General features: G+C 33.8%; 15 protein-coding genes. 7 read left to right on the top strand and 8 right to left on the bottom strand.

Going from position 1 to position 14,983, the window contains the following annotated elements; translation table 11 throughout:
- Positions 1-28: 28 nt before the first annotated feature.
- Complete coding sequence (locus BUC31_RS11790) at positions 29-1,384, bottom strand: M24 family metallopeptidase (protein WP_084135023.1); 1,356 nt, start codon at positions 1,382-1,384, stop codon at positions 29-31.
- A gap of 238 nt (positions 1,385-1,622) precedes the next feature.
- Between BUC31_RS11790 and BUC31_RS11785 the strand changes: the two genes are divergently transcribed.
- Entirely contained in the window at positions 1,623-2,483 is an 861-nt protein-coding gene (locus BUC31_RS11785) for a sigma-70 family RNA polymerase sigma factor (RefSeq protein WP_073244426.1), read from the top strand.
- A gap of 104 nt (positions 2,484-2,587) precedes the next feature.
- On the opposite strand, the gene BUC31_RS11780 is transcribed toward BUC31_RS11785, so the two are convergent.
- The 4 genes from BUC31_RS11780 to BUC31_RS11765 all read right to left on the bottom strand — a co-directional run bounded on the left by BUC31_RS11780 (position 2,588) and on the right by BUC31_RS11765 (position 7,628).
- Positions 2,588-3,922, bottom strand: a complete 1,335-nt coding sequence (locus BUC31_RS11780; RefSeq protein ID WP_073244424.1) for a DEAD/DEAH box helicase — start codon at positions 3,920-3,922, stop codon at positions 2,588-2,590.
- Positions 3,923-4,126: 204 nt separating this feature from the next.
- The gene (locus BUC31_RS11775) at positions 4,127-5,167 is read right to left on the bottom strand and encodes a leishmanolysin-related zinc metalloendopeptidase (RefSeq protein ID WP_073244422.1); all 1,041 of its coding nucleotides are present in this window, start codon (positions 5,165-5,167) and stop codon (positions 4,127-4,129) included.
- A gap of 553 nt (positions 5,168-5,720) precedes the next feature.
- Positions 5,721-6,293: a hypothetical protein gene (locus tag BUC31_RS11770; protein ID WP_073244421.1), complete on the bottom strand. Its 573-nt coding sequence runs from the start codon at positions 6,291-6,293 to the stop codon at positions 5,721-5,723.
- Positions 6,294-6,413: 120 nt separating this feature from the next.
- A complete protein-coding gene (locus BUC31_RS11765; RefSeq protein ID WP_073244419.1) occupies positions 6,414-7,628 on the bottom strand; it encodes a patatin-like phospholipase family protein in 1,215 nt (404 codons plus the stop codon).
- A gap of 246 nt (positions 7,629-7,874) precedes the next feature.
- Here BUC31_RS11765 and BUC31_RS11760 point away from each other — a divergent pair, with 246 nt between their 5' ends.
- From BUC31_RS11760 to BUC31_RS11735, 6 genes are all read left to right on the top strand, one after another.
- Positions 7,875-8,459 (top strand): TetR/AcrR family transcriptional regulator, encoded by a 585-nt coding sequence (locus BUC31_RS11760; RefSeq protein ID WP_073244417.1) that lies wholly within the window; start codon positions 7,875-7,877, stop codon positions 8,457-8,459.
- Position 8,460: 1 nt separating this feature from the next.
- Positions 8,461-9,132 (top strand): NAD(P)H-binding protein, encoded by a 672-nt coding sequence (locus BUC31_RS11755; protein WP_073244415.1) that lies wholly within the window; start codon positions 8,461-8,463, stop codon positions 9,130-9,132.
- Between the two features lie 10 nt (positions 9,133-9,142).
- A complete protein-coding gene (locus BUC31_RS11750; protein ID WP_073244413.1) occupies positions 9,143-9,775 on the top strand; it encodes an NAD(P)H-dependent oxidoreductase in 633 nt (210 codons plus the stop codon).
- 47 nt (positions 9,776-9,822) lie between these two features.
- A complete protein-coding gene (locus BUC31_RS11745; protein WP_073244411.1) occupies positions 9,823-10,980 on the top strand; it encodes an iron-containing alcohol dehydrogenase in 1,158 nt (385 codons plus the stop codon).
- Between the two features lie 139 nt (positions 10,981-11,119).
- A complete protein-coding gene (locus BUC31_RS11740) occupies positions 11,120-12,019 on the top strand; it encodes an EamA family transporter (RefSeq protein WP_073244409.1) in 900 nt (299 codons plus the stop codon).
- A 121-nt stretch (positions 12,020-12,140) separates the two neighbouring features.
- Positions 12,141-12,752 (top strand): DEAD/DEAH box helicase, encoded by a 612-nt coding sequence (locus tag BUC31_RS11735; protein ID WP_073244408.1) that lies wholly within the window; start codon positions 12,141-12,143, stop codon positions 12,750-12,752.
- Between the two features lie 14 nt (positions 12,753-12,766).
- Here the strand turns inward: BUC31_RS11735 and BUC31_RS11730 are convergent, their stop codons facing one another.
- The 3 genes from BUC31_RS11730 to BUC31_RS11720 form a co-directional block, all read right to left on the bottom strand.
- The gene (locus BUC31_RS11730; protein ID WP_073244407.1) at positions 12,767-13,531 is read right to left on the bottom strand and encodes a patatin-like phospholipase family protein; all 765 of its coding nucleotides are present in this window, start codon (positions 13,529-13,531) and stop codon (positions 12,767-12,769) included.
- Between the two features lie 30 nt (positions 13,532-13,561).
- A complete protein-coding gene (locus BUC31_RS11725; RefSeq protein WP_244534043.1) occupies positions 13,562-14,179 on the bottom strand; it encodes a DUF6134 family protein in 618 nt (205 codons plus the stop codon).
- A 165-nt stretch (positions 14,180-14,344) separates the two neighbouring features.
- On the bottom strand, positions 14,345-14,935 hold the full coding sequence (locus tag BUC31_RS11720) for a DUF6515 family protein (RefSeq protein ID WP_073244405.1): 591 nt from the start codon (positions 14,933-14,935) through the stop codon (positions 14,345-14,347).
- Positions 14,936-14,983 lie beyond the last annotated feature (48 nt).

Below are 14,983 nucleotides of genomic sequence, written 5' to 3'. Positions count from 1 at the left end.
AGTATTCTAAACGTTAATAAATAGATATCTAGCCCTTTATCAATCTCTCTAAATCTTCTGGAGTTCTAGGCAAATCGGCACTTAATACCTCACAGCCATCTTCAGTGATAAGAATCATATCTTCAGTAAAAACTGATATGTTTTCATCATGATTATAATACCATGGCTCAACTGTAAAAACCATACCTGGTTTTAATTCTGCGGTAGATATATTAGGATCTCCGGTAGAGAGACCTAAATGATGACCAAAGAATAAACCTACTTGCATATACTTTTTTGCATCAGCAGGAATAATGCTATTAGTAAGCGTTTGTATCTCTTTAAATGTAATACCGGGTTTTAGAAACTTAATTATTTCATCGGCTATTTTAGTTTCCATGACAAGAATCTCTTTCTGTCTATCGGTAAATTTACCAGATACGGGAAAGGTTCTACCGATATCACTAACATACTGCTCATACTCACAACCGACATCAAAAATAACTAAGTCTCCATTTTCCATAACTCTATTTCTACGGTTATAGTGGGTTGCTAATATTCGCCATGGCCAATGAGAATTAGGTCCAGATTTAATGATGGAACCAAAAGCTAAGCGTTGAGATCCGTTTATTTTAAAATCGCCTTCAAGAATACCTTCTAAATAACGCTCATCTACACCAGGTTTTATCTTTGTAGCACATTGCTTAATACCATTTACTGTTATTGTAGCAGCCTTACGTATAATTTCAATTTCAGCTTCAGATTTAATCATACGTACATTGGCAACTGCCTCGTATATATTTTCATGCTTCAGTTTGGGATGTTTATTGCTCAGGGCTTGTAACAAAACTTGTACTGGAGTATAGGTAGCTATATATGCGTCAGATGCATACGCAATGTCACCTTGTCGCCCATTATTAATTAAAACCGTATTTTCCTTTTTACTTTCAGTATCCATTAAAGCTTTAAAGTCATCAATAGATGCGAGGATTACTCCGGTTTTTTCAGTAATGTTCTTATCGTTCAATAAAGGTCTACCCGGAAAATCATTTACCCTAGAACCATTTTCAAAACGTAAATCTCGTTCAGGAGTATATATAGTTACCGAATGGTTGGCAACATTCATTACTAAAATGGCATTTGGTAATTCTAAACCGGTGAAGTAATAAAAATCATCTGCCTGTCTAAACGTTTCACCGAACGAAAATCCGTCATTAGCAGGTATAACTATTACTCCTGATTTGCCTTGCTCTTCTAAAATACTCATTAAGTTATCTCGACGTTCACTTAACTCTTCTTTTGTGAATGGCAAGTTTGTCCATTCAAAATAGGATTGTACAGGAGTTTGCGCAAAAAGAAAAGTGGAAGAGAAAAGAAAGATAATGAATGTGATGGTTGTTCTCATTTTGGTTTGTTATGGTTAGTTCGAATTTTGAGATTTTTTCTAAAGGAGTGATTTCTAGGGATAACTATTGTCTACATATTAGAGATTTGATAAAATAACATCAAATTACTATAAAATATTATATTTAATTAAACGATTTTAAAAATTCATTAAAATAATTACAGCAAATACTTGATTTCATTAGGATTTCATTAAAAAATAGTTTACATTATAACAACGATAAAAACAAAGACAATATATGAGGCAACTGAAGATCACTAAGCAAATTACAAACAGAGACACTAAATCATTAGAAAAGTACTTTCAAGAAATATCAAAGATTGATTTGATTACCGCAGATGAAGAAGTGGAGCTGACTAGAAAAATACGTGAAGGAGATCAAAATGCCCTAAATACCTTAGTAAACGCTAACCTACGTTTTGTAGTTTCTACAGCAAAACAATATCAAGGTAGCGGATTACGACTTTCAGATTTAATCAACGAAGGAAATATTGGTTTGGTAAAAGCGGCAAAACGTTTTGACGAAACCAGAGGTTTCAAGTTTATATCTTATGCTGTTTGGTGGATTAGACAATCAATATTATCATCAATCTCTGAGCAATCTAGAATGGTACGTATTCCATTGAACAAAATTGGTGAAATCAGTAAAATCAAAAAGGTGTATTCTACTTTGGAACAATCTCTACAAAGACCACCAAGTACTACTGAAATAGCTAGAGAATTGGATATGAGTAGTACGCAGGTAAAGCTTGCATTAAAAAACTCGGGCAAACATTTATCAATGGATGCACCTTTTCAAGAAGGAGAATCATCTAATTTATATGATGTAGTAAGTTCTAAGGATGCAAACAGACCAGATGCAGGTATGATGATGGATTCACTTAAAACTGATCTTAATCAAGCATTAAATACATTGCCTAGTAGAGAAAGCGAAATAATTAAGCTGTATTATGGCATTGGTGAAAGTCACCCTAAAAGTTTAAGTGAAATTGGAGAACTTTTTGACTTAACCAGAGAAAGAGTAAGACAACTTAGAGAAAAGGCTGTACGTAAATTGCGTAACAAGTCTCAAAACGAAATGCTAAAAGCATATTTGTAGACCTCTAACTTTCCATATATCAAATAAAAAAGCCGACTTAATAAGTCGGCTTTTTTATGCTGTAAAAAGTCGTTAACAATAACGATTACTAGTGATTTTTATAATTATTTCTTCTTTTTCGGTTCCTCTGGTTTAATATTTAAACTGGCATTTTGAGCTAGGTAATTCGCTAATATTTTCTCTACCAATTCTTCTTTGGTCAAGTGATGAAATATCGTTCTTACCTTAGTTTTAAATTCTTCAGATACTTCACGATTAGGTTTAGTTTTAAAGATTTTTTTAGCCCAAAGCAATGTGTTGTTCTCTTCTATACTCTGTGCATCTGCCTTTTGGTATTTCGAGAAAGAAATACCTAATTCCTTTTCAAAATCAAATACTTCGGCTACTTCCTCTTTTTGTAGAATGGTTAATGAAAGTCCCTTCTCTCCTGCTCTAGCAGTTCTACCGCTTCGGTGAACATAGGCATCATAAGTATCAGGTAAATGATAATTAACTACGTACCCCAGTTCTTTTACATCAATACCACGAGCTGCCAAATCTGTAGCCACCAATATATCTATATGTCCATCTCTAAACTGACCCATTATACGATCACGAATACCTTGAGATAAACTACCGTGTAAAGCACCAGATGAAAATTTATTGATAGCTAAGTTTTTTGCTAATTTGTTGACTGCTGCTTTTGTTTTACAGAAAATAATACCTTGCTGCCCTTCTTTGGTATTCAAGAAATGCATAAGCACATCTAATTTTTCAATAGGCTCTACTACTACATATTTATGATCAATACCTTGGTGACCAAGTGTTGACATATCAGCCTCAACATGAACTACATTTTTAGACATGTAATTTTGAACTAGCTGTTTTATTGCGCCAGACATGGTAGCAGTGAATAATAACGTACGGCGAGATTTTGGAATGCCTTCGATTATGGTATCCAAATCTTCTTTCAAAGCAGTCACCATTTCATCCGCTTCGTCTAAAACCAGGTATTTTAAATTTTTAATGTCTATAGCTTCACGTTTTACCAAATCGACTAATCGACCAGGTGTAGCAACAATAATATGCGTTGCCGTTTTTAAACGTTCTATTTGAGGTTTTATAGGTATACCACCACATACCGCTGCTATAGATATCGCCGGACTATGTTTCGCATACGAAATTAGGTTCTCATGTATCTGCTGGGCCAATTCTCTTGTTGGCGCTAAAATAACGGCCTGTACGGCTGTGTTTTCTGTATTTATTATCTGTAGTAATGGCAAGCCAAAAGCAGCGGTTTTACCCGTACCTGTTTTTGCTAATGCAACAAGGTCATCTTTTTTCTTTAAGACAACAGGAATGCTTTTTAGTTGTATATCTGTAGGAACAGTAATTTGTAACTCTTCTAAACTTTGTAGAATTTCTTTATTGATTCCTAAATCTGAAAACTGCCTTGACATAAAATTATTTTTGGCAAAGATAGCTACAGTTTTACTAGGCGAGGGTATTAAAGGCTAAAGGTTACAATTAAAGTGATTTGGAAGATTGCAGAGTAATGAGTATTAATCAGGATTAAATAAAAAAAAGCTTGCAACAAATTTCTTTGATGCAAGCTTTATAGTAGTAATGATTGTATGTTAGTAAGAAGCTAAAATACTTAGGTATTATTTTTTAGCATTTACAAAACCTCTAACTCCAAGTAAAACTTCCATTTTAGCAATATTTAAACCTTGATTTTCAGCAGTGCCAAAATCACCAAGATCATTAATATCAACACCTTCTGTACCACGTGGTAAGTCATAAGACTCGCCAACAGAAGCAGAACCGTAACCAAGGTCTCTCATTGATCCAGCAGTTATTCTACTTAATGGGTTTTCTCCAAGATTTAAGAATCCTGTCATTAGTTCATTATTTAGAGTAGCTTCTCTCCAGTGACCTAAAGCAGTACCAGGACCACCCATGTTCTCAATAGGTAATTCATTAGTTCCACCTTCAGCATTCCAAAATACATTGGCATTTTTACCTGTAAAGTATGGGTTGCTATCAGGACCTGCTCTTAGGGTTCTATCAAATCCGAAAGGAGCTGTATTCCAAAGAGTACCTACGCCTAAAACGTGACCCATTTCATGAACGATTACTTCTTCGAACAAATCAATTTCTTCCAGAAAATCTAAATCTTCAACATCAAAGAACATTACTCCTGTTAATGATAGAAAATCTTCGGTTCTTACGAACTGCGGACCTGCCTGTCCTAAAATACCACCTGGTCCGTCAATTGGTGCTAAAGCAACTTCTATAACCAAATCATCAATAGTATCAATATCTGGAAAACCTTCAAAAGCAGAAGGTATAGGACCACTAACATCTGGTACATCTTTAATAATAATACGCTCCCATCGTGCCGCTGCAGCTTCAAATACTTCCACTTGTCTTTCTGTAGGTGGTAGTAAATACTTTAAGGTAATATTGTATCGACCTTTAGTGGCATTACTAGATTTTTCTGTTTGTGAATTAGTAACGCCAAGATCATCTATAATAATTGGTGTATTGGTGGGCGCTTTTAATTTGATTTCTAAAGATTTCACTTCTTGTGTTTCTTCTACATCAGATGCCAATTTATCTTCGGTACAAGAAGTAAATAGCATTGCGCCAAATGTACAACCTAAGGCTAAAATTTTGCCCGTTTTTTTAATCGTGTTCTTCATATTAATATAGTGTTTAGTGTTAAATATTTATGTTCTGGTTTAAAGATAATGTTTATATTTTGTTAAATTTAACATAAAAAAAGCATAGTAACAATGCGTAGAATAAAATAAATTGACTTTATTTTTTCTGCCAGCTTCTCCACCTATTCACTACTTCTTTGTACCATATATCCCCTTTAATTAGCGATAAATCATTAAAGCTTTCTACTTGAGCTCTATAGGCTAATTATATAAATGTCCCGCTTTCCAGACATCGAAATATTTAATCAATGTTTAAATTCCTTCAACTTTAATGAGGTCCATAGCTAACTTATACAAACTGATGAACCAAAGGAATTGTTGATTCATCAGTTTGTTCATCAATTTGAATTAAAGGCGTTAAGATTATAATTTACTAGGTAAGTAATTTCCTAGAAGCTACTTGCAAAAACATCATAGCAATGTATTTGGTAGTAACATCAATATGATTATTAGTGATATAAAATAGCTAAAGGTGATAGACTCACTGAAAAACAGTGAAATAACTAATAATATATTATGTAGTTATTCAATATTACTTGTCTATCCAACCCCATGGAGCTTCTGGTTCAGTAATTGGCTTAGTGATATCCATTACTACTTTAAAGACGCGATCAGTACCTAATCTTCTTAGATTATATGTGAAAGTAGTATCGTCAATGGTTATCCACCAAACATTGGTAGCAGCACCAGGTATCATTTTTTGAGTAGCAACATCAGCAGGGAAAAACTGAATATCTTCTTTACCCGCATTACTAGCCGTACCGCCGTAAAAATTTACATCATCTTCAGTACCATCTTCATGTCTATGGTCATGCTTTAAAGTAAGAATGCCATTATCATTATTTATTACCCATGTTCTAGATTTATCGTCACCCACATAAAACGGAATCTTAATTTCGTTATCACTGCAGGCTCTAACATGCATTACAAGTTTTTTGCCTCCAAAACTTTCATCTTCTTCAGGTAAAGCCAAACTACCTTCGTATGCCTTACCGCAATGAGATTTTAAAGTGTTCCAAAATACTTCAGAAGGGCTACTTTCTTGAGCTATAAGTGGTAATGTAAACAAAAAAGTAATGATGTAGAGTTGTTGTTTTAGTGTCATGGTGTTGAGTTATCTAGTTTCTCAAAAATAGGTAAAAGCATTGATAAACTTTATTACGATAGCAAAGCTGAATATTTATAAAGAATATCAGTTCTAAGTAGAGAATTTTTAATGTGGAGATTATTCAATATTTTCCCAACTCTTCCACCTATCCATGCCATCATGGTACCATTTATCCCCTTTAATAAGCGATAAATCATTATTACGCTCCACTTTAAACTCTATAGGCTGATTGTACAACTTCCCGCTTTTCCAAGCATCAAAACATTTAATCAATGTATTAATTTCTTCATCTTTAGTGAGGTCCATATCTAACTTGTACAACTCTTGAACTAGTGGTGTTATTGATTCATCAGTTTGTTCGTCATAATGAATTAATGGCGATAGGCGTATAATTTGCTCGTTAAGTAATTTACCCGTAGCTACCTGCAAAAACATCATGGCAATATAGTTGGCAGTATCTGGTGGTTGGTATAAAATAGTTTTTGCTTGATGAAGAACCGTTTCTTTAAAGAAATTGAATTGCGGTTTCCATTTAGAGAAAGCAAATTTCTTTCTTCTAAAAATTAATGCAATCTGTTTCCAATCCCAAAAGTTTTTCTTCGCATCTAATGACATTAACGAATTACTTGTTCCAAGAGATATAATTTGAATGGTTTTTAAGTCTACTCCTAGTTTATAAGCCTCTATGATTCCGGCTAAAATAGGGTTGTTGAATCCGCCTAAGGCGCCATCCCATAACTCATAATATATTTCACTTTGTTTCGCTTTAAATCGCGCTGGAAAATCGAAATATTGAACGGGAGCGTTAGATGATCCGTTTATAGCTTGGGTAAGTTTAACAGAATCATACTCATTAGGATTTGTTGAAAACGATTTAAAGAATTTGGCTCTGTTATTTAACGCATCATATGTTGCAACTACAATTTTTAGTGATTCTTTGCCAATAAGAGTTGGCAGCTCATCCATCTGAATTTTATCAATCTCTGGAAATAGATTTTCAAAAGCTTCCTTTTTTTTGGTAGCACTATATTTTGGTCCAAATCCTGCATTAAAAAGTCCCAAATAATCCACAGGAAAATAACGATCTTTAAAAGAGTTCTTATGAAAAATTTGCTCTCTATTTTGCTTTTCTTTAAAAAGAGAAATAGCCTTATCTAAAGTATAATTTTCTGCAAGAGCCGCTAAAACAATACTTCCGCCAGAATTGGCAATAACAAGGTCAAATTTTTTCAATATCTCGCGACCTTCTATATTACCATATCTATCTTTAAGCGTAAGTAGTTGAATAATAGCCCAGCTTCCGCCGCCATCTAACGATAGAATTTTATACATTTAGTATAGTTATTTAGAATAACAAATTAAGAGATTCATTATAAAATTGAAAAGGACTTAGGAACTACCTTTTTACTATTCTTTAAAGTTATAGAAATAAGAAATACCATGTCTGCAGAATGTTCTTAGATTTTATAAGGATATTATTCTTTTTTAACTACTATTTCTTCCTTTCAAATTAAAGTTCTGTTAATAAAAAAGAATGAACGTTCATTTTCTATATCTTTGTACTCTGATATAATAAAAATGGCAGCACTTCAAAAAAGTATAGACAAACGAAACGCATTGATAAATGCCACCATTGAGTTGGTAAACAATGACGGTTTTCATGCCACACCCATGAGCAAGATTGCAAAAATGGCATGTGTGTCCCCAGCGACTATATATCTCTATTTTGAAAATAAGCAAGATTTAGTGAACAAGACCTATATAGAGGTTAAAGCGAGCTACACGGCATATGCATTTGCGACATATAATGACACCATGCCGGTTGAAGAGGGTTTTGAGGTGATTTGGAAACGTATTGCTGAGTTTAAACTTAAAGAATGCGCAAATGCCATGTTTCTTGCACAATGCGATAATACACCAATGATAGATGAAGAAAGTAGACAAGAGGGTATTAAGCATCTACAACCGCTACTCGATTTATGGGCACGCGGCAAAAAAGAAGGAATTATAAAGCCCTTGTCAGATTACATGTTGTATGCATATGCAATTAATCCGCTTTCTTTTCTTATGATTACTCAGAATCGTGGTTCTGTAAAAATGGATAAAGAAGAATTAGAGGAAGCATACCAAGCAGCATGGAGTAGTATAAAAGTTTGTAACTAATATGAAAAAGACGGCAATTATTTTAGGGGCTTCCGGTTTAACGGGTGGTTTATTGTTAGAAAAACTACTAGTTGATGACAGGTACGAAACGATTAAATTATTTTCTAGATCTAGAATAGAAGGGCTACCAAACAAAGTGCAACAGTATATTGGTAATCTTTTAGAATTAGAACATTTCAAAAATGATTTTACGGCAGACGAAGTGTACTGTTGTATAGGTACCACAGCGAAGAAGACTCCAGATAAAACAATGTATAAAAACATTGATTACGGTATTCCTGTAGCTGCAGCAATATTAGCGAAGGAAAACGGTATCCCAACTTATTTAGTAGTGTCTGCAATGGGCGCGAATAAAAAAAGTAGTGTGTTCTATAATAGAACTAAGGGAGAAATGGAGCAAGATGTTGTCAACCAAGGCATTCCAAATACTTCTATACTAAGACCCTCATTAATTGGAGGTGATAGGGAAGAACGAAGGATTTTAGAAAAAATAGGGTTGGTACTATTCAAAGCCATTCAGCCACTATTTATTGGTCCGCTTAAAAAGTATAAAATAATTAATGCAGAAAGCATTGCGCAAGCAATGTTGAATTTAGCAAATACAACGAGTAATACCGATGTTATCATAACATCAAACGATATAGAACAATTAGCAAAACGCAACTTAAAATAGAAAAATTAAAATGGAATTATTAGATAAATTAAATTGGAGATATGCCGCTAAGGCAATGAATGGAGAAAAGGTAGCCGAAGATAAAGTAGAACGTATTTTAGAGGCAGCCCGCCTTGCTCCTACTTCTAGTGGATTACAACCGTTTGAAATTATAGTGGTTAAAAATCAAGATATTAAAGAACAGATTAGACCTGTAGCTTGGAACCAGTCTATGATTACAGATTGTTCTCACCTATTGGTTTTTGCAGCATGGGATAATTATACAGAAGATAGAATCAATTATATGTTCGATTTGACCAATGAAATACGTGGTTTTAAAAACGAAGGATGGGAAAATTATCGCAAAATGTTGTTAGATATGTATCCTCAGAAAGACCCTGAAGAAAACTTTAATCATGCTGCTAAGCAAGCTTATATTGCATTTTCTCAATCCATTGCTGCTGCGGCATTTGAAGAAGTAGATGCTACACCTATAGAAGGTTTTGATCCGGCTGCTGTAGACAAAATTTTAGGCTTACGCGAAAAAGGATTACGCAGTGCAGTGCTATTACCATTGGGGTATAGAAATGAAAGTGAAGATTGGTTGGTAAATTTAGTAAAGGTTAGAAAACCAATGGAAGAATTGGTAACTGTTATTGAATAAACGGTCATTAATGCAAGTGAAGAATAAAAATTAAAAAGAAAAAGAAAATGAACAATTTTGAATTTAAGAATCCTACTAAAATTATTTTTGGTAAGGATACGATAGATAAATTAAATCAAGAAATACCTGAAGATGCTAAAGTACTTATGCTATACGGTGGCGGTAGTATTAAGAAAAACGGAATCTACGATCAAGTTATGACTGCATTGTCAGGCATAGAGGTCGTTGAATTTGGTGGTATACCAGCCAACCCTGAGTACGCAATCTTGTTGGAAGCTTTACAGCTTATTAAAGATGAAAAAATTACCTATTTATTAGCTGTTGGTGGTGGTTCTGTTATAGACGGAACAAAATTCTTGTCAGCCGCAGCAGTATATGACGGAGCTACCCCTTGGGATATTTTAACGAAAAACATTAGAACAAAAAAAGGAATGCCTTTTGGTACCGTTTTAACTTTACCTGCAACAGGTTCAGAAATGAATTCAGGAGCAGTAATCACAAGAGCGGAAACAAAAGAGAAACTAGCAATGGGCGGACCAGGCTTGTTTCCAGAGTTCTCTATTCTAGACCCTCAAGTTATTAGTTCAATTCCTCAGCGTCAATTAGCAAACGGAATTACGGATGCTTTTACACATGTATTAGAACAATACATGACATACCCAATAGATGCATTGTTACAAGACAGATTTGCAGAAAGTATTTTGCAAACGCTAATTGAAGTGGCACCAAAAGTATTAAAAGATCCAACGGACTATAAACCAGCTGCAGATTTTATGTGGAGTTGTACTATGGCATTAAACGGACTAATTCAAAAAGGAGTTCCGGGTGACTGGGCAGTACATATGATGGGTCATGAGCTAACAGCATTATTCGGTATAGATCATGCACGTACCTTAGCAGTGATTGCACCAAGTCATTATAAGTATAATTTCGAAGCTAAGAAAGAAAAACTAGCGCAATACGGTGAACGTGTTTGGAATATTACCCAAGGTAGCATCGACGATAAGGCTTACGCTGCAATAGAAAAAACCGAGGCATTCTTTCACGAATTAGGTATTGACACCAAGTTGTCTGATTATACCAAAGATTATGAAGGTACGGCTGAAGAAATCGCTAAACGTTTTACAGACCGCGGATGGAAATTAGGTGAGCGTCAAGCTTTAATGCCAGAAGATGCACAGAAGATTGTGAAAATGGCTTACTAATCAAAGTTTAATAAATTTAAAAAAGGGTTGTCTTAATTTAGACAGCCCTTTTTTTATTTGGCATAGCCAATTATAAAGGGCATTTGATTTTAAATTCTTTAAGTCAGAACAGTCAAAAACCAATATCTTCGCGCGCATTATGTGGATGTACCTCGGACTTATAGCAGCACTCTTTTTAGGATTACACAACTTATGTAAGAAACATGCGGTACAAGGCAATGATGCCTTTTCTGTACTGTTGGGTACTTTAATAACCGGTTTCTTATTGTTTTTGCCGCTCTTTTTTGGGTCTAAGTATTATCCTGAAGAATTAGAAGCAATTGGTTTATTTGTGTCAGATATTTCATTGAAGACACACGGCTTCATTTTCATCAAATCTATGATTATGGCTTCGTCGTGGGTATTGGCATATCAAGCTTTGAAACACTTGCCAATTACTATTGTAACACCAATACGTTCTGCTGGTCCATTTTTCACCTTTATTGGTGCGATTTTAATCTATCAAGAACGCCCCAATTTTCTGCAGTGGATCGGTTTCTTTTTAATCATATTTTCTGTTTTTCTATATTCTAAAATCGGAAAAAAAGAAGGTATAAACTTTAAGAATAATAAGTGGATATATGCTATTATAGGCGCAACCTTTTTAGGAGCTTCAAGTGGTTTGTACGATAAGTTTTTGATACAAAGTTTAGCGTTGAACCCTCCTACCCTTCAATTTTGGTTTTGTACTTATACAATGTTGATCATTGGGTTGGTCGTTCTTATTACACGATCTACTAACCCTAATTTAAAGGGTACTTTTAAATGGAGATGGACGATACCAATGGTGGGGATTTTATTGCAAACAGCAGACTACTTCTATTTTAAAGCACTACAAGATCCAGATGCATTGATTATGCTACTATCTGCTATCAAGCGGAGCCAAATATTGATTGCTGTAGTCGTCGGCGGTTTCATCTTCAAGGAACAGAATAAGCGTAAAAAGCTTGTACCGCTAGCGGGTATTATGCTTGGCGTTTTTCTTATACTTTATTCATAGAAATTGTCTTGCTTTCTTGTTATAAGAAAATAGAGTGCTATAATAGGGCTAGCCCGTTGGTAGGCTGTATCTTTGCAAAATTATATATTCTTAACAAACGTAGAATTTTATAAAACATATTATGTCTTTTAAAAAACTGAACCCATACATACTTGAAACTTTAGAAGAATTTTCTATAGAAGAGCCAACAGCATTTCAGAAGAAAAGTATTCCAATTATTAAAAGTGGTGCAAACGTATATTGTACGGCACCAATAGGCAGTGGTAAATCAACGACCTTGATTTTGACGACCTTACAAAAATTAAAATGTAAGGCAGAAGGTAATGCACCTAGAGCTGTTGTTGTAGTTCAGAACAAAGAAAAAGTATTAGAACTTTACGAAGAATTTTTAAGGTATACTAAGTACTGTTCATTACGAGTGTATGCAAGTTATAAAGAGCTGCATATTGATATTCAAAAATCAGAAATATTTGAAGGCATAGATATATTGATTACTACACCTACTACCCTTCACAAATTGTTTTTATTAAATGGTGTAAGTACCTCACAATTAAAAATATGTAGTATTGATGATGGTGATTTTTTAATCCAAAAATCAGACTATACAGCAATGATTACGGTTGCGCAGAGTATTATGAAATGTCAGTATGTGATATATTCAGAGAAAATGCATCCTAAGTTAGAACGTTTTGAAGATTATTTCATGGAACGCGCTAGTCATGTGAAGATATAAAGTAAGCCTTCTTATTACTTTGAATGCCCCTGTTTCTTTAAGGCATTAATTGTGCTATTATAGCCAATTTCAAAAATGGCATCAATAGATCGCATATCAAATGTGGCATATTCGCAGAGCTCTTCGGGTGATATAATCAGTTCACATTCTGAAAATTTGGCAATAGATTCAGAGGCAGATTTTATTTTGTAGGCTCTTTCCAATACATTATAAGAATGTTTTAAATCCTTTATTTTAATAGCCTTTAGTGCGTTAACATAACTACCAATTATTTTATCGCATGATAGCTTCAAAGGCTCAATAGGAAAATTGTTCAAGACACCACCATCTACATAGTAAGATCCATTTATATTAATGGGTGAAAAAACCCCAGGGAAGGTTGCAGAAGCAAGCACAGGTTTTATTAATTCTCCTTTGTCAAAAATCTTTAATTCACCTTTAATAATATCAGTAGCCGTAATAAATAGTTCTTTAGGTAATGATTCAAATGAATCTATTGGAAAGAATTTTTTAAACTCATCGTAAAACTTCTCAGTGTCTAAAAATCCGGGTTTATTACGAGCGAATCTATTGGCATGAAAAATAGGAATTACTTTAAAGAACTCTAAAATATCTTCCCATTTTACTCCGCCGGCATATAAGGCACCAACTATAGCACCGGCACTTGTACCAGATATATGAGTTGCGTAAATACCGTGTTCTTCTAAGGCTTTGATTACTCCAATATGAGCTACACCCCTAATACCTCCGCCTGATAGTACTAATCCAGTATTTATCATAATTAATGTTCTTATTACGCTTTAAAATAATCATTTTTGAGCAACAATGTCAAATTTTATCACTCCTCCATTGATTTCCGCTTTTTCCAAAAATCCATTTTTATAGTGATAAATATTCTCATTGTTTTTAGCATTTATCTTTTTATATGAATGATTGCCTAAAGGTATAATCGTATTAAAACTTCCATCCTGTTCAGAATAGCACCGTTTTATATTTATTGGTTCATCAAAATATAGCAATATGGTAGCATACTTGATATCTTCTTCTACCACTAACTCATTTTTATCATTTTTTGAAACTTGGTAATAATCTATTTCCCAATTGGTAAGAATGTCGGCATAGGGTTTATCATTAACATCTATAAGAACATTTGCCCTTTTTAATTTGTTATTTTCATAGGTGACATTGTACAAATAATTTACATCTATTTCTTTGATGACCCTAGTGTTTATAGTAGTTACACTTTGGTAATGAACTTTAGATTCTTTAATAGTCTTTGAAGCCTTTAAACTACCAATTACATTGTCTTTATGTATAATGTCAAAGTAAAATGTGTTTTTTATGGGCTCTACATCTTTGTTTAAAAAACCAACAGGACCTATAAATAGGAGTGTAAAAACTATAATAAATTGATTAATTGAAGGCATTTTAAAAGGTTTAGCGGATTCAGAAATGTATTCTGGTAACCTTTGTAAAAGTAAGTAATTCCGTTTTTTCGAAACCTAACCAATATCATGTTATATACTATACAATAAAAAAATGGCTTACGAATTTCTTCGTAAGCCATTGCATTTTTAAAACTAAATTATATGTTATTCCATGTCAATGATCCCAACAACTTCATAAGCTCTAGAGCCATTTACTTGTATTTTTTCATACAGTATATTAGAGTATTCATAATAGGTAAAACCATCAATAGTAACTTTTTCATAGCCATCAGGTAATTCGCTAACCACCGTACCAATTTCAGGATCTACAACTTCGTATCCAGAATTAGCTTCAACATAGAAGGTACCACCAACATTAAAATACAAATGGTTATTGAAACGAACCCTTGCATAATTTGGAGGTAAGCTTTGTATTCTAAACCCAATTTTTGGTGCAATAGCAATATATCTACCACGAGATTGCGTATAGTATCTATTATTAGCGTAGTAGTAATTTTGACCATTATGCTTTACAATAGATCTATTAGGAACAGTTCTTACTGAAACCACTTTTTTTGTAGGTGTTCTATATTGAACTCTTTTACTTGAAACTCTACCGGGAGTTTTAGTAACAGTTGTGGTTCTTGTAGTCGTTGTTTTTGTTGCTGTCTTTTTACGTGTTTGTGCTGTACTTGGCAATGCAAATGCCACTAAAAATAAACCTAGTACTACGTATGTTTTAGTATTTGTTTTCATCGTTTTAAATTTAAAAGGTTAAACTTTTATTATTACGTTCAATACTTA

It is taken from the genome of Maribacter aquivivus, from assembly GCF_900142175.1.
Classification (GTDB): domain Bacteria; phylum Bacteroidota; class Bacteroidia; order Flavobacteriales; family Flavobacteriaceae; genus Maribacter; species Maribacter aquivivus.
Note: the sequence above shows the minus strand (reverse complement) of the source record. Positions and strands in the feature narration are given on the sequence as shown.